General features: G+C 64.6%; 22 protein-coding genes and 1 tRNA gene. 8 read left to right on the forward strand and 15 right to left on the reverse strand.

Translation table 11 applies throughout. The features are described from left to right. Positions 1–7: 7 nt before the first annotated feature. Positions 8–1,084 (forward strand): A/G-specific adenine glycosylase, encoded by a 1,077-nt coding sequence (mutY, locus tag HEQ16_04350; protein MCO4053287.1) that lies wholly within the window; start codon positions 8–10, stop codon positions 1,082–1,084. 25 nt (positions 1,085–1,109) lie between these two features. On the opposite strand, the gene HEQ16_04355 is transcribed toward mutY, so the two are convergent. The 5 genes from HEQ16_04355 to HEQ16_04375 form a co-directional block, all read right to left on the reverse strand. After that, positions 1,110–1,592 (reverse strand): DUF3828 domain-containing protein, encoded by a 483-nt coding sequence (locus HEQ16_04355; protein MCO4053288.1) that lies wholly within the window; start codon positions 1,590–1,592, stop codon positions 1,110–1,112. Next, positions 1,589–2,500 (reverse strand): glycine--tRNA ligase subunit alpha, encoded by a 912-nt coding sequence (locus tag HEQ16_04360; GenBank protein MCO4053289.1) that lies wholly within the window; start codon positions 2,498–2,500, stop codon positions 1,589–1,591. Before HEQ16_04360 ends, HEQ16_04355 begins: the two co-directional genes overlap by 4 nt. Before the next feature lie 128 nt (positions 2,501–2,628). Then, positions 2,629–3,495: an NAD(P)-dependent oxidoreductase gene (locus HEQ16_04365; GenBank protein ID MCO4053290.1), complete on the reverse strand. Its 867-nt coding sequence runs from the start codon at positions 3,493–3,495 to the stop codon at positions 2,629–2,631. Then, entirely contained in the window at positions 3,492–4,346 is an 855-nt protein-coding gene (locus tag HEQ16_04370) for an SDR family NAD(P)-dependent oxidoreductase (GenBank protein ID MCO4053291.1), read from the reverse strand. The genes HEQ16_04365 and HEQ16_04370 overlap by 4 nt, the downstream gene beginning before the upstream one ends. A 10-nt stretch (positions 4,347–4,356) precedes the next feature. Beyond that, entirely contained in the window at positions 4,357–6,153 is a 1,797-nt protein-coding gene (locus HEQ16_04375; protein MCO4053292.1) for an acyl-CoA dehydrogenase, read from the reverse strand. Between the two features lie 166 nt (positions 6,154–6,319). Here HEQ16_04375 and HEQ16_04380 point away from each other — a divergent pair, with 166 nt between their 5' ends. Next, positions 6,320–7,315, forward strand: coding sequence for a threonylcarbamoyl-AMP synthase (locus tag HEQ16_04380; GenBank protein ID MCO4053293.1), 996 nt, complete (start codon positions 6,320–6,322; stop codon positions 7,313–7,315). A gap of 9 nt (positions 7,316–7,324) precedes the next feature. On the opposite strand, the gene HEQ16_04385 is transcribed toward HEQ16_04380, so the two are convergent. Next, on the reverse strand, positions 7,325–7,549 hold the full coding sequence (locus HEQ16_04385) for a DoxX family membrane protein (GenBank protein ID MCO4053294.1): 225 nt from the start codon (positions 7,547–7,549) through the stop codon (positions 7,325–7,327). Positions 7,550–7,659: 110 nt separating this feature from the next. On the opposite strand from HEQ16_04385, the gene HEQ16_04390 reads away from it, so the two are divergent. Further along, positions 7,660–8,586 carry a LysR family transcriptional regulator gene (locus HEQ16_04390; GenBank protein ID MCO4053295.1) on the forward strand — a complete coding sequence of 309 codons (927 nt, stop codon included), beginning with the start codon at positions 7,660–7,662 and terminating at the stop codon, positions 8,584–8,586. A 23-nt stretch (positions 8,587–8,609) separates the two neighbouring features. Here the strand turns inward: HEQ16_04390 and msrA are convergent, their stop codons facing one another. Then, the gene (gene msrA / locus HEQ16_04395; GenBank protein ID MCO4053296.1) at positions 8,610–9,266 is read right to left on the reverse strand and encodes a peptide-methionine (S)-S-oxide reductase MsrA; all 657 of its coding nucleotides are present in this window, start codon (positions 9,264–9,266) and stop codon (positions 8,610–8,612) included. Between the two features lie 82 nt (positions 9,267–9,348). Beyond that, the gene (locus tag HEQ16_04400) at positions 9,349–9,801 is read right to left on the reverse strand and encodes a hypothetical protein (GenBank protein MCO4053297.1); all 453 of its coding nucleotides are present in this window, start codon (positions 9,799–9,801) and stop codon (positions 9,349–9,351) included. Between the two features lie 92 nt (positions 9,802–9,893). Here HEQ16_04400 and HEQ16_04405 point away from each other — a divergent pair. Further along, positions 9,894–9,983: transfer RNA gene (locus HEQ16_04405), tRNA-Ser, on the forward strand. Between the two features lie 24 nt (positions 9,984–10,007). Here the strand turns inward: HEQ16_04405 and HEQ16_04410 are convergent. Then, positions 10,008–10,844, reverse strand: a complete 837-nt coding sequence (locus tag HEQ16_04410; GenBank protein ID MCO4053298.1) for an IS5 family transposase — start codon at positions 10,842–10,844, stop codon at positions 10,008–10,010. 171 nt (positions 10,845–11,015) lie between these two features. Here HEQ16_04410 and HEQ16_04415 point away from each other — a divergent pair, with 171 nt between their 5' ends. Beyond that, the gene (locus HEQ16_04415) at positions 11,016–11,633 is read left to right on the forward strand and encodes a hypothetical protein (GenBank protein ID MCO4053299.1); all 618 of its coding nucleotides are present in this window, start codon (positions 11,016–11,018) and stop codon (positions 11,631–11,633) included. A gap of 19 nt (positions 11,634–11,652) precedes the next feature. Here HEQ16_04415 and HEQ16_04420 read toward each other — a convergent pair whose 3' ends face one another. Further along, positions 11,653–12,477, reverse strand: coding sequence for an IS5 family transposase (locus tag HEQ16_04420; GenBank protein ID MCO4053300.1), 825 nt, complete (start codon positions 12,475–12,477; stop codon positions 11,653–11,655). Between the two features lie 84 nt (positions 12,478–12,561). Further along, positions 12,562–13,397, reverse strand: a protein-coding gene (locus HEQ16_04425) for an IS5 family transposase (protein ID MCO4053301.1) whose coding sequence is annotated in 2 segments (ribosomal slippage) — positions 12,562–12,827 and positions 12,827–13,397 — 837 coding nt in all. Because the reading frame shifts where the segments join, the coding sequence is not laid out codon by codon here. 195 nt (positions 13,398–13,592) lie between these two features. Here HEQ16_04425 and HEQ16_04430 point away from each other — a divergent pair. The 3 genes from HEQ16_04430 to HEQ16_04440 are packed head-to-tail and all read left to right on the forward strand — an operon-like array spanning position 13,593 to position 16,131. Next, complete coding sequence (locus HEQ16_04430) at positions 13,593–13,832, forward strand: hypothetical protein (GenBank protein ID MCO4053302.1); 240 nt, start codon at positions 13,593–13,595, stop codon at positions 13,830–13,832. After that, complete coding sequence (locus tag HEQ16_04435; protein MCO4053303.1) at positions 13,829–15,244, forward strand: glycosyltransferase; 1,416 nt, start codon at positions 13,829–13,831, stop codon at positions 15,242–15,244. Before HEQ16_04430 ends, HEQ16_04435 begins: the two co-directional genes overlap by 4 nt. Beyond that, positions 15,244–16,131, forward strand: coding sequence for a glycosyltransferase family 2 protein (locus HEQ16_04440; GenBank protein MCO4053304.1), 888 nt, complete (start codon positions 15,244–15,246; stop codon positions 16,129–16,131). Before HEQ16_04435 ends, HEQ16_04440 begins: the two co-directional genes overlap by 1 nt. Before the next feature lie 4 nt (positions 16,132–16,135). Here the strand turns inward: HEQ16_04440 and HEQ16_04445 are convergent, their stop codons facing one another. From HEQ16_04445 to HEQ16_04460, 4 genes are all read right to left on the reverse strand, one after another. Continuing rightward, entirely contained in the window at positions 16,136–16,963 is an 828-nt protein-coding gene (locus HEQ16_04445) for a macrocin O-methyltransferase (GenBank protein MCO4053305.1), read from the reverse strand. A gap of 945 nt (positions 16,964–17,908) precedes the next feature. Continuing rightward, the gene (locus tag HEQ16_04450; protein MCO4053306.1) at positions 17,909–19,423 is read right to left on the reverse strand and encodes a glycosyltransferase; all 1,515 of its coding nucleotides are present in this window, start codon (positions 19,421–19,423) and stop codon (positions 17,909–17,911) included. 228 nt (positions 19,424–19,651) lie between these two features. After that, on the reverse strand, positions 19,652–21,109 hold the full coding sequence (locus HEQ16_04455) for an ABC transporter ATP-binding protein (GenBank protein ID MCO4053307.1): 1,458 nt from the start codon (positions 21,107–21,109) through the stop codon (positions 19,652–19,654). Next, positions 21,099–21,848: an ABC transporter permease gene (locus HEQ16_04460; protein MCO4053308.1), complete on the reverse strand. Its 750-nt coding sequence runs from the start codon at positions 21,846–21,848 to the stop codon at positions 21,099–21,101. The genes HEQ16_04455 and HEQ16_04460 overlap by 11 nt, the downstream gene beginning before the upstream one ends. Positions 21,849–22,024: the final 176 nt, after the last annotated feature.

Below are 22,024 nucleotides of genomic sequence, written 5' to 3' on the forward strand. Positions count from 1 at the left end.
CAGCCCCATGGGTGAGATCGCTCCGCACGAAGCTTCGGCCAGCCTCATGGCCTGGTATGACCGCCACCGCCGCGCGCTGCCCTGGCGCGCCCTGCCCGGCGAGCGGCCAGACCCCTACCGGGTGTGGCTGTCCGAAATCATGCTGCAACAGACCACGGTGACGGCGGTGAAGCCCTATTTCGCTGCCTTTCTGGAACGCTTCCCGACCGTGACCGCGCTGTCCGAGGCGCCGTCTGAAGCGGTGATGAGCGCTTGGGCCGGGCTCGGCTACTACAGCCGCGCGCGCAACCTGCATGCCTGCGCCAGGGCGGTGGTGGCCGAACATGGCGGGCGTTTCCCCGATACCGAGGCAGGCCTGCGCGCGCTGCCGGGCATCGGCGCCTACACGGCTGCTGCCGTGGCGGCGATCGCGTTCAGCCGCCATGCCGCGGCCGTGGATGGCAATGTCGAGCGGGTGATCTCGCGGCTGCTTGCGCTGGAGGCGCCGATGCCGGCCGGCCGCAGGGCGGTTCACGCAGCGACGCTGGCGCTCGCGCCGCAGGACCGCCCCGGCGATTTCGCGCAGGCTCTGATGGACCTGGGCTCCACCATCTGCACGCCGCGAAAACCTGCCTGCGCGCTGTGCCCCTGGCGCGAGCCATGCCGTGCGCGGCAGGCGGGCCAGCCCGAGAATCACCCGCGCAAGCTGGCGAAGAAGGAGGGCAAGCTCCGGCGCGGCGCGGCCTTCGTCGCCGTCCGGGCCGATGGCGCCCTGCTGCTGAGGACAAGGCCGCCCCGGGGCCTGCTGGGCTCGATGGCGGAGGTGCCCACATCAGCATGGAGCGCGGAGTTCCAGCTTGCTCAGGCCCTTGGCGCCGCGCCGCTCGAGGCCTCGTGGCGGCTGGGCAATGCCGCGGTCCGCCATGTCTTCACCCATTTTCCGCTGGAGCTGGCGGTGTATGCGGCTGAGGTGCCGGCCGATGTCGCGGCCCCGCCCGGCGCGCGCTTCACGCCGCTAGCGGCGCTAGAGGCCGAGCCCATGCCCTCGCTCATGCTGAAGGTGGTGGAGGCCGGCCTCGCCACGCTGGGGCTGGCGCGGCCGTGAACAGGCCGGATCAGGACAGGCCGGATCAGGAGTTGGGCGTCGCCGCGCCCTCGCGGTAGAGTTCGGACAGCACCCATGCCGTGTCGTTGGTCAGGCTGCGCACATCGTCCACCAGCCAGCGGCCGCCCTCCAGCGCCATGTCGTAGCGCAGCTCCTGGGGCGCGCCATTGCGGAAGGTGACCTTCACCTCGGCCCTTGAGTCCGATTGCGTCAGCACCGCTATGCGGACCGAGCGGGCCATGCCGTCCTCATGGTCCTGTCCATTGACGGAATAGTCGAAATCCAGCCCCGAGACGGGTTCTTCGAGCTCGCGCGAACGCTTGATCGCCGCAGCCCGCAGCGCCTGCAGACGCTTCGTGAAGGGCTCGCGGCTGCGGGCGGCGCCGGGCCTGGCATAGAGCGCGCGGATGGGCGCGGCCGGATCGGATTTCGGCGCGGTCTGCGCGAGGGCAGGGGCCGCCGCCGTGGCGGAAAGGGCCAGAAGCGCAGCGCGCCTTGTGATCGTCATGCGCCGCCGCCTTCTGTCTTGAGGTAGGCCGCGCCGCAGGCCTTGGCCAGCTCGCGCACCCTCAATATGTAGCCCTGGCGCTCGGTGACCGAAATCACGCCGCGCGCGTCGAGCAGGTTGAAGACGTGCGATGCCTTGATGCACTGGTCATAGGCCGGCAGGGCAAGCCTGTGATTGTCGTTGGAGCCGGCCTCGGGCTCGCCGGCGGCCAGGTATTTCTGGCAGGCGGCCTCCACCATGCGGAACTGCTCGAACAGCATGGCGGTGTCGGCATGCTCGAAGTTATGCCGCGAATACTCCTGCTCTGCCTGCAGGAAGACATCGCCATAGGTGACCCTGGCCGCGCCTTCGAGCCCGTTGAAGTTAAGGTCGTAGACGTTCTCGACGCCCTGCACATACATGGCGAGGCGCTCGAGCCCGTAGGTCAGCTCGCCCGCGACCGGCGCGCATTCGAAGCCGGCCACCTGCTGGAAGTAGGTGAACTGCGACACCTCCATGCCGTCGCACCAGCACTCCCAGCCCAGCCCCCATGCGCCCAGCGTGGGGCTCTCCCAGTCATCCTCGACGAAGCGCACATCGTGCAGAGCGAGGTCGACGCCGATGGCGGCGAGGCTGTCGAGATAGAGCTGCTGCAGATCAGGCGGGCTCGGCTTCAGGATCACCTGGAACTGGTAATAGTGCTGGAGCCGGTTGGGGTTCTCGCCATAGCGCCCATCCTTGGGCCGGCGCGAGGGCTGCACATAGGCAGCCTTCCACGGCTTCGGCCCCAGCGCGCGCAGCGTCGTGGCCGGATGGAAGGTGCCGGCGCCGACCTCCATGTCATAGGGCTGCAGGATCACGCAACCGCGTTCGGCCCAGAAGCGCTGAAGCGTGAGCAGCAGGCCCTGGAAGGACCGGGTCGGGTCCATGGCGGGGTTGGTCATGGCGATGTCCTGTGTGGCGGCCATCTCTTTGGCTTCACAGGCTGCCCTGGTCAAGCTCATGCCGCAAGCCGCGTTCGGGGCGCGCCGCTGCGGAACGGCGCCGGGCGTGCGCCTCAGATCCCGCCCTTCACGCCCTGCGGCGGCGCCATCTCGTCCGGCACGAAGAAGTCCGGCGCCAGCGGCCTGGTGGGGTCGACGCGGTAGGGCAGGAAGTCGGTGACGCCTTCGGAGGCCAGGAAGCTGTCGTCGATCAGGAAATGGCCCGAGAAGGCGCGCGAATCCTTGCAGAAGATGGCATGGGCCGCATCCGCCATGATGTCGGGCGTGCGGCTCATCTGCATCAGCTGGTCGCCCACCACATACTTGATGGCGCTGGTGGCGATGGTGGTGCGCGGCCACAGCGCGTTGACAGCGATGCCATGGCGGCGGAACTCGCCCGCAAAGCCGAGCACGCACATGCTCATCCCGTATTTCGCCATGGTGTAGGCGACATGGGGAGAGAACCATTTCTCCTTCATGTCGAGCGGCGGCGAGAGCATCAGCACATGCGGGTTGGAGCCCCTCGCCAGATGCGGCATCGCGTGCTTGGTCGTCACGAAGGCGCCGCGCGTGTTGACCCCGTGCATGAGATCATAGCGCTTCATGTCGGTGCTCGCCGTGTCGGTGAGCTGGATGGCGGAGGCGTTGTTGACGAGGATGTCGAGGCCGCCGAACGTCTCCACGGTGCGGGCGATGGCTGCGGCCACCTGGTCCTCCTCGCGCACATCCATCTGGATGGCGAGCGCCCGGCCCCCGGCCGCCTCGATCTGGCGGGCCGATTCGTGGATCGTGCCCGGCAGCTTGGCATGGGGCTCGGAGGTCTTGGCCGCGATCGCGACATTGGCTCCGTCGCGCGCGCAGCGCAGCGCGATGGCGAGGCCGATCCCGCGCGAGCCCCCGGTTATGAAGACGGTCTTGCCTGCAAGCGGTTTGGCGGTCATGGGGTTCTCTCCTCGGTGTCGATGCGGAACCTTTCGGGCTGGGAGCCGTCATCATCTGTGAAATGGTAGCGCCGGGCGAGGTCGGCGGCGTGCAGAACCTGCCCGGCATGGCGGATGACGCCCTCGTCGCCGGCGAGCGCCGCGATGGCGCGTCCGGCATAGCGCGGCGTCTCTGTCGCTTCGGCACCCTGTCCCGCCTCGATCACGCGCTCGGTGCGCACGAAGCCGGGAGACAGCGTCAGCGCCGTCACGCCGAAGGGCTTGAGCTCATGGCCCATGGCCAGCGACAGCCGGTTCATGGCGGCCTTCGCGCCGTCATAGACGACATCGCCGAGATAGCCGTCGCCCGTGTCGAAGCTGATCGTCACGATCAGCCCCTGGCGGGCCGAGACCATGGCCGGCGCCACCGCGCGGGAGGTGAGGAACTGGGCGTAGAGGCCGGTTTCAAGCGCATGGCCGAGCGTGCCCGCCCCGCGCCGCCAGAAGGGCGTGCCGAAGCGCGAGCCGTCGGCATGGCGCTCCCCGTCGAAGCCCTCATTGCCGCCCCACACGGCGTTCACCAGGACATCGATGCGGCCGAAGCGTCGCAGGCACCAGGACACCAGCGTGTCCACCTCGCGTTCCCTGGTGTGGTCGCAGACGTAATGGTGCCCGCGCCCGCCTGCCGCCTCGATCTCGCGGGCTGTGTCCTCGATGACTTCGGAGCGTCCTTCAGTGCGCTGGCCTGTCTCGGTCGAGCGCCCCGTCACGATCACGGTCGCGCCCGCCTCGCCCAGCGCCCGCGCCACGCCGCGCCCGACGCCGCGCGAGGCGCCGGCAACCAGGCAGATGCGGTTGGAGAGGTCCGGCACGAGCCCGGCGTCAGCTGGCAAGCGCGAGCGGCGCGTCGTGCACCGACGCAGCGCCGCTGGTCACGCTGATCTCGAGGCCCTGCGCCCCGGTCAGGATATTGTCGGCGAAGAAGCGCGCGATGGCGATGCGCCCTGCATGGGCCGGGCTCGTGTCGCCGGAGGCAGAAGCCGCCTCCGCCGCCAGCGCGATCTGGCAAAGCCCGGCCGCGCCCTGGGCAAGGCCGAAGAGGCGCAGGTAGGGCGTGGCGCCCGCCAGCGCATCCTCGGGCCGGTTGCCGCGCGCGGCGGCCTCGATCCAGCTCGTGGCGCGATCGAGGCACTCGATGCCCTCGCGCAGCCGGGCCGCAGCCTGCCCATAGGCCGGATTGCGGCTGGCGGCGACGGCGCCCTGCACCTTCCGCATGCGGGCGATCGCGGCGCGGACCGTGGCGCCCCCAGAAAGCGGCAGCTTGCGCTGGACAAGGTCGATGGCCTGGATGCCGTTTGTGCCTTCATAGATCGTCAGGATGCGGGCATCGCGCATGTGCTGGGCCGCGCCCGTCTCCTCGACGAAGCCCATGCCGCCATGGACCTGCACCCCGATCGAGGCCACCTCGACGCCGATGTCGGTCGAGAACGCCTTGGCCACCGGCGTCAGAAGCGCGCCCATCTCGGCCGCGGCCTTGCGCGCGGCGGCGTCCTCGACATGGTGCGCCCTGTCGAGCTCCGCCGCGGTGAGATAGCAGATCGCCCGCGACGCATTGGTGAGCGCGAGCATGGTCATCAGGTTGCGGCGCACGTCGGCATGCTCGATGATCGGGCTCATGCCTTCGCCGACATGGCCTGCGGCGCGTCCCTGGCGCCGCTCCTGCGCATAGTCCAGCGCCTGCTGGTAGGCACGGTCCGCGATGGCGACGCCCTGGATGCCGACCCCGAGCCGGGCGTTGTTCATCATCGTGAACATGCAGGCGAGGCCGCGATTCTCCTCGCCGATGAGGTAGCCGACAGCGCCGCCCTTGTCGCCGAACACCATGGTGCAGGTGGGCGAGCCATGGATGCCAAGCTTGTGCTCGACGCCGGCGCAGCGCACGTCATTGGCCCCGCCGGGCGAACCACCCGCGCCGACCATGAACTTCGGAACGAGGAAGAGCGATATGCCGCGCGTGCCGGCCGGCGCATCCGGCAGGCGCGCCAGCACCAGATGCACGATGTTGTCGGTCAGGTCATGCTCGCCATAGGTGATGTAGATCTTCTGGCCCGTGATGCGGTAGCTGCCATCGGCCTGCCGTTCGGCGCGCGTGCGCAGCGCGCTGAGGTCCGAGCCCGCCTGCGGTTCGGTGAGGTTCATCGTGCCCATCCATTCGCCGGAGACGAGCTTGCCGAGATAGCGCTGCTTCAGCTCATCGGAGCCATGCACGGTGAGCGCCTCTATGGCGCCGCAAGTCAGCAGCGGCCCCAGTGCGAAGGCGAGGCTGGCGGCGTTCCACATTTCGAGGCATGGCGCGTTGACCAGTGCCGGCAGGCCCTGGCCGCCATGCTCTTCCCTCGCGGGCAGCGCGTTCCAGCCACCCTCGGCCCAGGCGGCGTAGACCTCACGCCATCCGGGCGGCATGGTCACGGTCCCGTCCTTGAGCGGCGTGCCGAAACGGTCGCCCACGCGGTTGAGCGGCGCGATCCTGCCAGCGGCGAACCTGCCTGCTTCTTCAAGGATGGAGCCGACCAGCTCCACCGACAGATCGGGGTAGACGCCTTCGGCAATCGACCGGTCGAGACCGGCCACATGGCGCAGCGTGAACAGCATCTCGTCGACGGGCGGGCGATAGCGCATGGCATGACCTCCTGCGGGATGCTCATGCATCCTCATTCGTTGAGCGGACGCGGTGATGGCCTTCGCGGCCCATCACGACGATTGACGTCATGATGGGCTAAAGCCTACCCAAGCGTCCAGCCCGGCGGCAGCGCGCCGCCACCGATCGAGCGCAGATAGTTCACATATGAACGAATTGTCGTCAACTGCCGCGCCCGGCCGGGCGACCATCCGTCTGGGGGCCGACGCCGCGGGCGTGGGGAGCGCGGCAGCGATCCTGGCCGAGGGCGGGCTCGTGGCTGTCCCGACGGAAACGGTCTACGGGCTCGCGGCGGACGCGACAGACCCATCCGCCGTGGCGCGGATCTATGCGGCCAAGGGCCGCCCCGCCTTCAACCCGCTTATCGCGCATCTGCCCGATGTCGCAGCGGCCCGGCGCGAAGGCGTGTTCGATGCGCCTGCCCTCGCCCTGGCCCGCGTCTTCTGGCCGGGGCCCCTGACGCTCGTGGTGCCGGCAAGCTCCGGCGGCACGGTGTGCGAGCTGGCGCGGGCCGGACTGTCGAGTGTGGGCCTGCGCGTGCCGGACCATGCCGTCACCTTGCAGGTGCTGCGCGCCCTTGGCAGGCCGCTGGCCGCGCCCTCGGCCAACCGCTCGGGCCATGTCAGCCCCACCAGCGCCGCGCATGTGCTGGCGGATCTCGATGGCCTCATCGATGCGGTGCTCGATGCCGGCCCGTGCGATGTAGGCGTGGAATCGACCATCATTGCCTGCCTTGGCGGTGCGCCGCGTCTCCTGCGGCCCGGCGCCGTGACGCGCGCCGAGGCCGAGCGCGTGCTGGGCTGCAGCCTGGCCGAGGGGCTGGATGATGCCTCAGCGCCCGTGGCGCCGGGGCAACTGGCCTCGCATTATGCGCCCCGCGCGCGGCTGAGGCTCAATGCCACCGCCCCGCGCGAGGATGAGGCCTGGCTCGGATTCGGGCCTGATCCCGTGGCGGATGGCGGCGGCTCGCGTGCCAACCTCAGCCCCTCGGGCGATCTCGTCGAGGCGGCATCGCGCCTTTTTGCGCTCCTGCGCCAGCTCGATGCAAGCGGCGCGGCGGTGATCGCCGTCGCGCCCATTCCCCGGCAAGGGCTGGGCGAGGCGATCCGTGACCGCCTCGACCGCGCCGCGGCGCCGCGCTGATCGGACTGCTCAGCCGGCGCTGGCGGGACCGGCCGGCGCGCCGGGCAACGGCAATGGCAATGGCAATGGCAATGGCAAGGCCAGCGCTGCGGGCAGGCCGATCTGGCCGGGGAAGCCGGCAAAGCCCGGCACGGTGAAGGCAAACAGCTTGCGCCCGGCATGGGCCGCGAACATCACGCCAAGGGCGATGCGGATGGCGGCAAGGCCATAGCCCGCCGTGCGAATATCGCTCATGATGGGAGACTTATGAAGGGAACTGCGATGACAGGAGCATTGACATTTTCATTTTTGCAAGAAAATATCAGTTATGCCAGATATAATCTTGTTTTTTCGCAAGGATAAAGATGGTCTCGCTGTCCTGGGATGATTTCCGCCTGATCAAGGCCATTGCGGATTCGAGCGGGCTCACCGGCGCCGCCGCCACACTCAAAGTGAATCATTCCACCGTGTTTCGCCGCCTGGGCCAGATCGAGGATGCGGTCGGCCTGCCGCTCTTCGAGCGACGCAAGACCGGGTATGTCGCCACCCCAGCCGGCGAGGAGATGGCCGCCCTGGCCTCGCGCATGGATGACGACGTGAGCGCCTTCGCCCGGCGCATCGCCGGCCGCGAGATCGAGCCGTCGGGCGAGGTCAGGATCACCACGACGGACACGCTCTTCCTGCATCTGCTGATCCCGATCATCGAGGCGTTCCGGAAGGCGCATCCCGGCATCCGCATCGACATCGTCATCGGCAACCAGGCGCTGAACCTATCCAGGCGCGATGCCGACATCGCGATCAGGGCGAGCGATTCACCGCCCGAAACGCTGGTGGGCCGCCGCCTCGCCACGCTGGCCTGGGCTGTCTACGGTCGCGCCGACGATGCGCTGGTCACGCCCGAGGCCTTCGATTCGGCCTCCCTGTTCGATCGCGACTGGATCTGCCTTGGCGACCAGCTCGGCCATGTGAAGGCGGCGCGCTATGTCCGGGACCGGGTGGCGCCAGAGCGCATCGTGCTGAAGACCTCCGCGGTGCTCGGCATCGCGGAATCCATCGAGGCCGGCATCGGCATCGGCCCGCTTCCCTGCTTCATCGGCGACCAGAAGCCTGCCCTGAAGCGCCTCATGGCCCCGAACCCGGATTTCGGCACGGCTCTCTGGCTGCTCACGCACCCCGACATCCGCCAGAGCCCGCGCATCCGCACCGCGCTCGACATGCTGGCTGCCGAACTGGGCCGCCACCGCAAGCTGATCGAGGGCGAATCGCCGCTCTGGAAGGCCGGCGCTGTCTGACCAGCCGCCCGCCCGACGGCCCCTCAGGCATCAACGCCGGCGCCGATCTGGCAGGCCACGCCCGTGCCGCCAAGCCCGCAGTAGCCGCCCGGATTCCTGGCCAGGTATTGCTGGTGATAGGCTTCGGCGAAGTAGAAGGGCGGCGCCTCCACAGTCTCTGTCGTGATGGGCCCGAAGCCCTTTCGCGCCAGCGCTGCGCCATAATCCCGGCGCGATGTCTCCGCCAACGCCATCTGCGCCGGCGTCGCGCCGTAGATGCCGGAGCGATACTGCGTGCCGACATCATTGCCCTGCCGCATGCCTTGCGTGGGGTCATGGCTCTCCCAGAACGTCTGCAGCAGTGCGCGATAGGGCAGACGCGCGGGGTCGAACGCGACAAGCACCACCTCATTGTGGCCGGTCAGGCCCGAGCAGGCCTCCTCATAGGTCGGGTTCGGCGTGTGCCCGCCAGCATAGCCCACGGCTGTCACCCAGATGCCCTCGCCCATCTGCCAGAACTTGCGCTCCGCTCCCCAGAAGCATCCGAGCCCGAACAGGGCTGTCTCAATGCCTTCGGGGTAGGGCCCCTTCAGCGGCCTGCCATTGACGAAATGAGTCTGGGCGGTCGCGATCGGGTGGGGACGCCCGGGCAGGGCGTCGGCCGGACCCGGCATTTCGGCCTTCTTGCGCGCGAAGAACATGATTTGGCTCCCGTTGAGGCTTGGACGTAATGCGCCGTGCCCTGCGCTGCGAGGGGCAGCGACGTCAGTTGTGCGTGATCGCTCAGCCCGGCGTGAGGTAGCCCACGCCGCCGCCCTGCTTGCGGCCCATGAAATGGAACAGCAGCCCTGCCGCCAAAAGCGCCAGTGATGCGGGCGTCATCAAGAGGCTCGCCAGCAGCGGATCCCACAGCAGCGGATGGATCTCCTCGGTCGAGGCCTGCAGCGCCGAAAAGCGCGCCCCCAGCAGGCGTGAGCCGGCATCCGCGAGCGAGGCATAGGCGAGGACGCCATTCGCCAGCGTTCGCGCGCCATCCATCACTGCCGCCACGAAGCCGGCCGCCAGCGTCAGGAAGGCGAAGATGCGGAACATAGCCTTGATCACACCGAAACTCCCTGCACCGATGTGCCCCGGCGCAGCCCGCCGCGCAAGGGCAACGCCGCCCCGGCCCTGCGTCAGGCCTTCGCCGGCCGCGATGGGCGATTTTCCGGGACGGGGGCTGAACGGCGCTTGCATTCTGGCCCCGCTCCGGTCATAGCGCCATGCGATCGCATCGCATGGCTCAGCCATCCGCGATCAACCGTCATGCGCCCTCGGGCCATGCGCGCGGACAGGTGGCCGAGTGGTTGAAGGCGCACGCCTGGAAAGTGTGTATAGGGGCAACTCTATCGCGGGTTCGAATCCCGCCCTGTCCGCCATTACTCAGAGCCCGATTCAAAAGTTCACGTGCAGATTGAGTGTCTTGCGATGCGTCTGGTGAGCATGCGGATGCTGGCGATATGGGCGAAGGCTGTGGAGCTTGCGATGGATTTCTCCCAATCCTTGGCAAGACGGCGGCATCGATTGAGCCATGCGAATGTTCGCTCGACCACCCATCGGCGGGGCAGGACGACGAAGCCCTTTGCGGCATCGGACCGTTTGACGATTTCGATTGTCCAGCGGCCATGGCCTCGCATGGCATCCTTCAGTTTGCCCCCAGCATAGCCGCCATCAGCAAAGATATGACGCAGCCAGGGACAGCGGAAGCGGATCGCCTTGAGCAGGTCAGGAGCACCATCACGATCCTGAATGTTGGCACCGTGGACCAGCACGAAGATCAGGAAGCCGAGCGTGTCGGTGATGATATGGCGCTTGCGGCCTTTGATTTTCTTTCCTGCATCATACCCCGAAATCCCGCCACTTTCGGTGGTTTTGACGCTCTGGCTGTCGATGATGCCGGCGGTGGGCTGAGCCTGCTTACCCTCGATCTCGCGTGCGGCCATCACCAGAAGCTGGTTCATGGTTTCCAGAAGGCCACTGTCCCGCCAACGATAGAAATAGCCGCGCACGGTCGAGACAGGTGGGAAATCATCCGGCAGCATGCGCCATTGGCATCCGCTCGAAGCAATAAACAGGATCGCTTCCACCACATCGCGCATGTCAGTGGTTCTGGGCCGACCGCCGCGCTTGGCGGCGGGAACCATCGGCGCGATCAGTGCCCATTCCCGGTCGGTCAAATCACTTGGAAACCGCAAACGATCACGGTTATGCTCAGCACGAGCGATAGCAGTCCAGGTCATCGGAAACCCCATTTGATTCAGCACCAAACGGGAATCACAAACTACTGATATCGCTCAACTCCTTTTAAATCGGGCTCTCAGGTTTTCGCACATTTGCGATCGTTTGTGCTTGCGCACGAGGCTCAGTATTTATAGGTAGAATTGCGTCATATCTGCGTGATGGAGACCGGCATGATTTATACTCCGGATAACGAACCGTATCGCGGCCGTCAGATGGTTTTTCAATTTGACCAAACGATCCAAGTTGCAATGGAAAAGAACTTCCTCATCGCACCATGGACGCATGATCGAGATTTGACTTTACTTCAACTAGCTGCAACGGAAATAGTCCCGCATGGGTTTTCGATCGCACTCAGTATTCGAGAATTAATTCGGCAGGGTTATTTGTTGTCAGCCGAAATACTACTGCGCCCCCTTATAGAACGGGTAGCCGTGCTCAGCTATCTGTGTGAGACGCCGAGTGCTTTGGCCTTGTGGGAGGCTGGTTGGCCTCACAAATCGCGGCCATCACTTTCGAAGATGCTAGCGGCAATGGGCCCATCTGAAGTAGGTTTCGATAGCAAAGAAATGGCGCAGGATGCTACTCGCTACTACAACGCATTGATACACGCTGATCCGAGTGGGTCCAAGAGGCACATGGGCAACACTACTGCAGGACGCAGGGGCTATTCAGCATCGAAGTCCCTCAGTGATACTACCAAATGCGACGAAATTTGTAGGGAGGCGTTTGTCTATTTGTACATTCTTACTGCACGCGCATCTCAAGTTTTTGCCGAAGCGTTGAAGTAGTTAGAGTCCGTTTGGAAAGTCAGGGATGAGCGTTTCTTCGGATAAGAAGGCCGCCCATGGCGACGTGGATCATGGCGGTTGAGACGTCGATGCGTTTTTCATAGTCGCGGACGAGGCGGCGCCAGCGCATCATCCATCCGAAGGTCCGCTCGACGACCCAGCGCCGGGGCAGAACATGGAAGCCCTTCTGCTGCTCGGAGCGCCGGATGATCTCGATGACGAAGTTGAGATAGGCGGCCTTGTCCATCAAGGTCAGGCGGTCGTAGGCGGCGTCGGCGAAGAGATGCTTCACCCAGGGCCAGCGCTTGCGGATGGCATCGAGGATGGCTTGCGCACCGGCGCTGTCGGAGATGTCGGCGGTCGTCAGATTGACCATCAAGAGCCGTCCGTCGGTATCGACCGCGATATGTCGCTTGCGGCCGCGTATCTTCTTGTTGGCGTCGTAACCCCTTGTTTTGGCTTGCGGAGCCTTGACCGACTGGCTGTCGATCACCGCCGCCGTGGGGCTTGCCTCGCGACCAACCCGCTCCCGGTCGAGCATCAGCTCGACATCGTGGATGGTCTGGAACAGGAAGCGCCGCGCCAGTTCGCGGAACCAGCCGTAAACCGTTCGCCAATGGCCGAAATGATGAGGCAGCATCCGCCAGCCGCAGCCCGAGCGCACCAGATAGCGCACGGCGTTGATCACCTCGCGGAAGTCCGTCTCCCGAGGCCGTCCCGTCCGTCCGGGTTTGGGCATCAAGGGCGCGATCCGGGCCCACTCCTCGTCCGTCAGGTCGCAGGGATAGCGCTTCGTCTTCTTGGCGATCTTGGCCATCCGGCCCCGGTTCTCATGTGTCCACATCCGTAATGTGAATCACATTCGCCAGCCCACCGAAACACCAATCGCCGACTTTCCAAACAGTCTCTTAGAGCCCGATTCAAAATTTCACGTGCAGATTGAGTGTCTTGCGATGCGTCTGGTGAGCATGCGGATGCTGGCGATATGGGCGAAGGCTGTGGAGCTTGCGATGGATTTCTCCCAATCCTTGGCAAGACGGCGGCATCGATTGAGCCATGCGAATGTTCGCTCGACCACCCATCGGCGGGGCAGGACCACGAAGCCCCTTGCGGCATCGGATCGCTTGACGATTTCGATTGTCCAGCGGCCATGGCCTCGCATGGCATCCTTCAGTTTGCCCCCAGCATAGCCGCGTCAGCGAAGATATGACGCAGCCAGGGACAGCGGAAGCGGATCGCCTTGAGCAGGTCAGGAGCACCATCACGATCCTGAATGTTGGCACCGTGGACCAGCACGAAGATCAGGAAGCCGAGCGTGTCGGTGATGATGTGGCGCTTGCGGCCTTTGATTTTCTTTCCTGCATCATACCCCGAAATCCCGCCACTTTCGGTGGTTTTGACGCTCTGGCTGTCGATGATGCCGGCGGTGGGCTGAGCCTGCTTACCCTCGATCTCGCGTGCGGCCATCACCAGAAGCTGGTTCATGGTTTCCAGAAGGCCACTGTCCCGCCAACGATAGAAATAGCCGCGCACGGTCGAGACAGGTGGGAAATCACCCGGCAGCATGCGCCATTGGCATCCGCTCGAAGCAATAAACAGGATCGCTTCCACCACATCGCGCATGTCCGTGGTTCTGGGCCGACCGCCGCGCTTGGCGGCGGGAACCATCGGCGCGATCAGTGCCCATTCCCGGTCGGTCAAATCACTTGGAAACCGCAAACGATCACGGTTATGCTCAGCACGAGCGATAGCGGTCCAGGTCATCGGAAACCCCATTTGGTTCAGCACCAAAAGGGAATCACAACCTACTGATATCGCTCAACTCCTTTTAAATCGGGCTCTTAACTGCGCAGCACAGTCAACCTGAAGTGATTGCCCAGCCTTAGGCCCTTGTCAGATGCGTCGCCACAGAATACTCGGACGATACCGAGGTTCAGCCTTCGGCCAAAGGATGCCATGATGTCGAGAGTCAAGAAATTCTTGCTGTCGTTTCGGAGTACGCGTCGAGCGATCAGCCGCTTCCGCAACATGGCTGCTCTGGTGGCTGCACGCCTTGCAGGCGAGCGGCGGATGACGAGTATCGAGCGTGAGCGGATCGAACAGCTCGAACTGGAGAACTATCGTCTCAAAGCGACGTTACACCGCTTGCAAGCCCGGGCAGCGGCGGCGCGGGATGTCGCAAACGGAACGGGTGATTGATGACAGCCCCGGCGCTGGCTGCACCGCCCGTCCACTCGCGTGATCCGTTCGTCAGCATTATCATGCCGGTCTATAACGGCGGCGAATACTTCGTGCGCGCGCTAGAGAGCGCTCGAGCGCAAGTCTACGACCGGTTCGAGATCGTGGTGGTGGACGACGGCTCGGCCGATCGCGGGCATGCTGAACGGGTTGCGGCCGCTGCTGGGGCTTCGGTGCGCTTTCACTGGCAGGAAAATCAGGGCGTCGCCGCGGCGCTGAACGCTGGGCTTCGGCTGATGCGTGGCGATGTCTTCTGCTGGCTCAGCCACGATGATTTGTTTCTGCCCTTCAAGACGGCGCGACAGGCGGATTTCTTCCGGCGGCTAGGCCACAAGGACGCTGTCTTGATCAGTGATTATGCGTTGATCGATCCGGCGGGCGCAGTGGTCGATCACGTGCGCGCCGATCATGAAGCGCTGGTGCATAGTCCGCTTTCCACGCTGCTGCGTGGGGCGGTCAATGGCTGCACCATATTTGCGCCTGCCCATGTCATGGCTGAGGTTGGGACGTTCCAGCCGGAATTCCGCTACACGCAGGATTATCACTACTGGAACCGCATGATCGGAAGATACGATTTTTTTCACCAGCCGGAAATCCTTGTCCAATACCGCGTGCATCCGGAGCAGGGCTCGAACCACCCCGAGGCCGCGCGCGAGGGCGATGCGCTATGGACCCGCATGTTGTCCGACCGGTCAGAGGCTGAGCGTGTCGGCATGGCCGGCAGCACGCTTCGGTTCTTTGCGTGGATGGCTGACCATCTGGCGACATCGCCCTACCGGCAGGCGCAGGCCTTCGCAGAGGCGCAGCGTGATGCGGCGCGCGCGGGCTGCAAGTTCAGCGTGGCGCTGGCGGTTCCTCCGGGCGCCAGTGCGGCTGCGGGATCGTTGATCGCAACCATCAGCGAGCGGTTTGGTGGGGACGTCGAGATCTGCGCTGCCTGCGGGAGCGCGACTGAGGCGGCGCAGCTGCGTGTCTCCGGGAAGGTTACAGTTTCTTGCGCAACAGATGATTGCGATGCGATTGGGTTGCTGAACTCCGCGCTGATGCGCACCACAAGGCCTTATGTCATTCCGCTGCGGGCCGGGTGGGCGACAGCAGAGCGGACAGCTGCGGCGGATTGGCCCGCACGGGTGCGCTGGCTGCAGGATGAAGGCGCCCTCGCCATGGCTGCCGGGCCTAGGCGCGGGAGTGTTCGGATGCGGGACGCCTTGATAGGCCAGCCCGCGGCGCAAGTTCAGATTGAGGATTTGGCAATTCATCGGCTGCTGATCGATGAGGGCCGGCAGCTCGATCCGGCCGCCGTCCATCTGAATGAGACGATGGCCATCCTGTCCTTCGTCGGGGCGGATCTTGCCATCGGCGGGGCGATGTGATGTCAATCGCAGTCTCAATCGTGCTGCCAACGCACAACCGCGCCTATTGCCTAAAGCGGGCCGTGGGCTCGATTTTGGCCCAGACATTCACCGATTGGGAGCTGATCCTGATTGATGACGGTTCGACCGATGAGACGCCCGCGCTGGTCGAGAACTTTGCCCAGCAGCTCACGGGGCGCTTTCACTCCGCCCGGCTTGAGAAGGCTGGCGTGTCGCAGGCTCGCAACCGCGGCATTGAGATGGCGCGCGGGAAGTGGATCGCCTTTCAAGACAGCGATGATGTTTGGATGCCCGAAAAGCTGGGGCTGCAGATGAACAGGCTTGCGGCCCATCCTGAAGATGTCTTCTGCTTCACTGATTTCTTCGAGTTCTCAGATGCCGGCTACCTTAGCGATCGCCATGTATCGCATCAGCTTGTCGAAAGCAAGATTTATCCCGAACTGCTACGTGTTCGCTCCAACGTCATCACATGCCCCTCGGTGGTCGCGGCCCGGCACCGGGTGGAGGCGTTAGGCGGCTTCAATCCTTCAATGCACCTTTGTGAGGACATCGATCTATGGACGCGGCTGGCGATGCAGGGGCCAGCCGGATCGGTGAATGTGCCGCTCGTTGGAGTCCATGTCCGGCGAGAGGCGAAGTTCGCTTATGCCTCAGGGCTGATGGGCCGACACGACTTGCTGACGCGAGCCCGTGCCCGCGATCCCGGGCTGCCGCCTGCATTCTGGACCGAGCTGAGGACGGAGCTGTTGACGATCTATGCCGAGGTCGCCATGCTCCGTGGAGATGCCGCGGCCGGTCGACTTCTTCGGGCGGCATTGGTCGAAGAGCCCGCCGATCCGCTTACCGCGCTCGCCGATCTCGCCCGCACTCTGCCGCCTTCAACGTGAGAGCTCAGACCGGAACCTGCCACCACACAGCCGCGCCATCGACCGGGATCATGGGGGCGGAGATGCGGTTCTGACGGCGGAAATCCTCGATCGCTGCAGCACAGGGCTTGAGGATGTAATCGTCGACGATGACAAAGCCGCCGGGCGATACCTTGTGATAGAGCGCCTGCAAGGCGTCCATCGTGCTTTCATACATGTCGCCGTCGAGTCGGAGAACGGCCAGACGGTCGATCGGCGCCCGCGGCAGCGTATCCTTGAACCAACCTTCGAGGAAAATGACGTTGTCGTCCAGCAGGCCATAGCGGCGGAAGCCGGCCTCAACCTCGCTCAGCGGAATGGCAAGCTCGCCATAGGTGTGGTGCATATCTCCGGCATCGGCCGGGTTTGCCGCGACATCAGGCTTGGGCAGGCCGCAGAAGCTGTCTGCCACAAACACGCGGCGTTCGCTGGCGCCCGTCGCCTGGAAGATGCCCTTGGCGTAGATGCATGCACCGCCGCGCCACACCCCAGTCTCGATGAAATCGCCCGCAATCCCCTCGGCCACCACGCGCATTGTCAGCATGCGCAGGTTGCGCATGCGCGATGTCCCGATCATTGTCAGGGCCTGGCGGGGCCAGTCCCGTCCGATCGCCCGCAGCGTCGGATCATAGGCCCCTGTCGTCCAAGGCGAGTGCGCATCATCCTCGATCAGCACACCGGTTAATGAGGCTTCCAGAAGATCGAGGTAAAGCTCAATGCCTGCCTCATTCGCCGAGGATTCGCCGCGCTGGCTACGAACCAGCCGAGCAATCAACTCCTCCTGCCGGGCTCCAACGCCGATAGCATTAGCCATGATGTGCGAGGCGGAAACGCCAGCGGCCGATTGAGTTTCAGCCAGGCGCTTTAGAATCAAATCGGCATGCGCCGTGAAATCCGACCGAAGCACGTTGAGCCCAGTCATCACTTCGGCACGGAGGGCGTTGCGTTCAGTTTCATGTGCCTGCGCCTGCGCCAGCGCGGCGCTGAGGCGGCCCTGCGTCTCCGCCATCTCCGCGCGGAGAGCGTTGCGTTCAGTTTCATGTGCCTGCGCCAGCGCCAGCGCGGCGCTGAGGCGGCCCTGCGTCTCCGCCATCTCCGCGCGGAGAGCGTTGCGTTCAGTTTCATGTGCCTGCGCCAGCGCCAGCGCGGCGCTGAGGCGGCCCTGCGTCTCCGCCATCTCCGCGCGGAGAGCGTTGCGTTCAGTTTCATGTGCCTGCGCCAGCGCCAGCGCGGCGCTGAGGCGGCCCTGCGTCTCCGCCATCTCCGCGCGGAGAGCGTTGCGTTCAGTTTCATGTGCCTGCGCCAGCGCCAGCGCGGCGCTGAGGCGGCCCTGCGTCTCCGCCATCTCCGCGCGGAGGGCGTTGCGTTCAGTTTCATGTGCCTGCGCCATTTCCAGCGCGGCGCTGAGGCGGCCTTGCGTCTCCGCCATCTCCGCGCGGAGGGCGTTGCGTTCAGTTTCATGTGCCTGCGCCATTTCCAGCGCGGCGCTGAGGCGGCCTTGCGTCTCCGCCATCTCCGCGCGGAGGGCGTTGCATTCAGTTTCATGTGCCTGCGCCATTTCCAGCGCGGCGCTGAGGCGGCCTTGCGTCTCCGCCACCTCTGCGCGGAGGGCGTTGCCATCGGCCTCCAATTGACGGGCAAACGTAATGCGGTCGCCATCCAGCCGGGCGATCGTGGCATAATAGTTGCGGATTCCCGGGATGCGCTGCAGAAGTCTAGTTTTCAGGCCGATTCTCGTCACTAAATGATCCTTCTGTCTTCAGATGCTGTTGCGCATGTTCTGCAAGCGATGGATCTCCAGTTCATGCGCAGAAAGGTCAGCGTGGGATGCAATGAAACACAGGATGTTGTCGATACCTTGTCGTGCCTTGACAGGGTCATAGGCTGCAGCATTCTCACCGGTGCGTACAATGCTGAGCGCAGACGGCAAACCGATGATGCCGTGACGGGCTGCGATCGACAGCCAAAGGCTGACATCCTCGCCAAGATGAAAATGAGTCGGAAAGCTTAGGCCTTCGTCGATCAGGGTGCGCCGAAGCATGACGGTCGGCGTAGCGATGCCGCACGACCGAATGATGTCGGGGAACTTGTTGCCGGCGCCCGAGGAAAACAGCGTAAGGTCCCGGCTGCCCTGCCAGTGGCGGTAATAGCTGGTATGCGAGAATGCGGTGCCCGTCTCCTCCATGACCCGCAGTTGGTCCGCAAGCTTGGTCGGCAGAAACAGATCGTCGCTGTCGAGAAACGCGACATAGGCGCCGCGGGCCAGCTGCCAGCCGTGGTTGCGCGCCGCGCCGGGCCCGCCGTTCTCCTGCCGGATGTAGCGGGCTCGCGGCCCCAGCGCATCGACGGCCCTGATCAGCAGCCCCATGTCCTGGGTCGATCCGTCATCGACGACGATCAGTTCCCATTCCAGGTGCGTCTGGCGCTTCAGGCTGTCGAGCGCCCCGAGGGCGAGGTCGACCCGGTTGAAGACCGGCATGATCACCGAGATTAACGTGCGGTTTAGGCCCTCCCGCGCCCGGTCCTCGATCTGAGCCGCCGCATCGGCGAGGTTGTTCTTGCGCAGGAATCTGGCCATCTCCTGGTCGAAACGCAACTGGCTTCCCTCGCAGGCGATCTTGTCGGCCGCCGACACTGCCTCGATCGTCGTCGTCCAGAAGTGGGTGGCCTCCACGACGTGGTCGATCTTCTTGGAGCCCTGCTCGTCGTGCCAGCGGCTGTCGATCAGCACGCGAGGCATGTGGCGGAAGCGATAGCGGGCGATGACGCGCCGCCACAGATCGTAATCCTGAGTCGTCGGCAATGTCTCGTCGAACCCGCCGATATCATCGAGAATGGCTCTCGGCACGAAGACCGAGCAGCCGTGGATCGAGCCGCGGAGCAGCGCATATAACGGCTTGGCCGTCAGCATGGCATGGTCGAGTTCGACATCGGCCAAGGTCTCGCCTCCGGCATCGATGAGCCGGTAGTTGCTGTAGAGCACCTCGTTATGGTGCCCGTGGGCCAGCCAGTCCTCCACCTGCACGGCCGCCTTATCCGGATGGTGGCGGTCATCATGGCTCAGCCAGCAAAACACATCACCCGTCATCGCCGCGATGCCTGCGTTCAGCGCACTCGCAACGCCCCCGTTGGGCTTGTCGATCAGCACAATGCGGTCGCCGTAGGACTGGGCCAGCGCCAGCGTGGCACCGTCGTCGCGCGAGCCGTCGTTGACAACAACGACCTCGCTGTTGGACCAAGTTTGCGCCAATGCCGAGTCGATGGCATCCCGCATGTAGTTCGTTCCATTGTAGACCGGAATGATGATCGAAATGCGGGGGGAGGAAGGCATGGGTCTATCTATCCAACCTTAAAAACAGCGCAAGCGTATCGGTAACGTCGTGCGATGCAGCCACCAGTCGGCCGAAACCATCAGCCAGACGCTCGCACCCAGGCTGTAACTGCGATGCCAACACTTGGACTTGACGGGCGCCAGTCATCTGCCATCCCCTTTCCAGCCGGATCAGCTTCGCGTCTGCAGTTGGATGTGCTGCATCTCGACCGCGATCATTACGCCGTTCTTGAACTGGGAATGCACGTCGAATATCAGCGCATCGTGCAGCCAGTGATGCTGGACATGGGTATCCAGCGTGCCCGATGCGCACGCTGCCGTGATGGAATAGCGGCCAGAAGCGAGCGCTGGCAGCTGGAAGACGAAGGTGGCACGCAGCTTTTTCCCAGCTTCAACCGAAAGCGGGTCATGCAGAGTCGTCAGGAATGTGTTGTCGCCCAGGATAGGTTGGCCGAGACGGTCCTTGCAGTGAAAGCCCACGATCGGCGCCTCGATGTCATGCAAGACATCGACCTCAATGCTAACCCTGACCTCCTCACCGCCCCGGATCCAGCTGAAGGGTGATCCGTCCGCGGCCGTCAGCGCCACGTTGCGGATAATCGCCTTGCCGCTACCGAAGGCTTTGCTGTCGGCCATGACGTCGAAGATGACGGGGCGGCCGGGCTCGGGCGGGGGCACATCTTCCAGCCGGACCGCCGCCGGCCTGGCCGCGGCGGTCTTGTCTTCGGAAGTCTTGTCTTCCGCGATTTTGTTTTCCGAGGTCTTGTCCGCAGTGCCCTTTCCTCCGTCACCCCTGCCCTTGGGGGCCGGCGCTGGCATGCTGCCATCGACTAGCCCCTGTGTCTGCGCCATGATGGACGCGGAATAAGCTTCGCACACATCCTTGGCGGGGCCCTGCATGACCATATGGCCCTTGTCGAGCCAAAGGGCGGTATCACACAGGCTCATCACTGCGCCGATATCGTGGCCGCAGAACAGCACAGTGCCGCGCTCACGGAACTGGCGCAGCCAGCGCATGCATTTCTGTTGGAAATAGGCATCGCCCACCGCCAGCGCTTCGTCGATGATCAGGATCTCGGCATCGACATGCGCAATCACCGCAAAGGCGAGACGCATCGCCATGCCGGTCGAGTAGGTCTTGACCGGCTGTTCAACGAAGTCGCCGATATCGGCGAAGGTCAGGATATCCGGCAGGCGCGCCTCGGTCTCCTCGCGGGTCATACCCAGAATCGAGGCGTTGAGAAAGACGTTCTCGCGGCCGGTGAATTCGGGGTTGAAGCCCGAGCCGAGTTCGAGCAGCGCCGCCACTTTCCCATTGACGCACGCTGTGCCGCTGGTAGGCATCAGCGTGCCGCAGATCAATTGCAGCAGCGTCGATTTGCCCGAGCCGTTGCGGCCGATGATCGCCATACTGTCGCCGCGCGGCACCTGGAAGCTCAACCCATGCAATGCCCAGTGGTTGGTGTAGTGGTTGCGCTCGGCCAGCGTGCCCCCGCCCAGCCGCACCAGCGGCGCGGCCAGACGGCGCAGGCGCGGCATGACGGCCTGTGCCAGCCGGTCAGAGGGGCGGCGATAGATCTTGTATGCCTTCGACAGGTCCGAGGCTTCGATAGCGATATCAGAGGACATCGGCAAACCCGACGCGCAGGCGCTTGAATACCCACCAGCCGACCGCCAGCATGGCAATAGAACCGACCCAGAGCAGGCCAAGCGTGCCCCAGTCCGGCGTTCGGTCGAATAACAGCACGTTGCGTGACTCCTCGACGACGATCGTCAGCGGATTGAGCCACATGATCGGCCGGAACGGTTCCGGCACGGCCGATATCGGATAGATGATCGGACTCAAAAACATCAGCGCCGTCGACAGAAAGCTCGTCATCTGGCCGATGTCGCGCAGATAGACCCCGAAGGCCGCCAGCAGAAAGGCGATGCCGAGCGTCAGGCAAATGTAAGGGGTGAGGATAAGCACGACAAGCGGGGCCGTCGGCGCGATCCTGCCATCGAGGATGAGATGGCCGGCGATAACGATCAGAAAGCCGATCAGCGTATTGATCAGCGCGCCGACCACGATCACGACCGGTAGCACGCCGAGGGGAAAGACCACCTTCTTAACGTAGCTGGCGTTGGCGACGATCGCACTGGCCGCACGGTTCATCGTCTCTGCCAACATCGCATGCAGCAGAATGCCCACCAGAAGGATGAGCGTGAAGCTGGTGTTCGGCGGATCCCCATCGGTGCCCGCACCCCAACGCAACCGGAACACGGCGGAGAACACGAAGGTGAAGATCAGCGCAGTCAGGAGCGGGGTCAAGAACGCCCAGGCAATGCCCAATGTCGCACCGCGATAGCGGGCGGCAAAATCGCGCATGGTGAGCCGCCACGCTAGCTCAGCTGTCTGTCGCATCTGCATGCCAGCCAACATCGTATTGAGCAAAGTCCAGTCTCCGATCCCTGCCCAACGCACCTCAGCGCATCGGCCGAACGGCTTATAACCTTGTATTGCGCGATGTAAATGCCGTTGTCTCTCGGGCAGGGCAACGAGTC

It is taken from the genome of Bosea sp. (in: a-proteobacteria) (genome assembly GCA_023910605.1).
In the GTDB taxonomy this organism is placed as follows: domain Bacteria; phylum Pseudomonadota; class Alphaproteobacteria; order Rhizobiales; family Beijerinckiaceae; genus Allobosea.